General features: G+C 46.4%; 1 pseudogene. It reads left to right on the top strand.

The window, feature by feature from the left end:
• Nucleotides 1-34: 34 nt before the first annotated feature.
• Nucleotides 35-220 (top strand): annotated as a pseudogene (locus tag KB213_RS12535) (TIGR00730 family Rossman fold protein); the annotation flags it as partial.

Genomic DNA, 220 nt, shown 5'->3' with positions numbered 1-220 from the left:
TACTTTTCACCCCATTCAACATGGACGAAAATTTATGTCTATTCGTTCTTGCGCTGTATTTTGCGGCTCTCGCTTTGGGCACAACCCATCCTATGCCGAGAGCATGACACAACTTGGAACAGCTCTCGCAAAAGCAAATATCACACTTATCTATGTCGGTGGTCAAGTCGGCTTAATGGTCACTGTAGCAGAAATCACCTTAGAAGCTGGCGGACGAGTC

The organism is Neokomagataea anthophila (assembly GCF_018122595.1).
In the GTDB taxonomy this organism is placed as follows: Bacteria; Pseudomonadota; Alphaproteobacteria; order Acetobacterales; family Acetobacteraceae; genus Gluconobacter; species Gluconobacter anthophilus.
The sequence above is the reverse complement of the archived record's forward strand: the minus strand, read 5'-3'. Positions and strand labels throughout refer to the sequence as shown.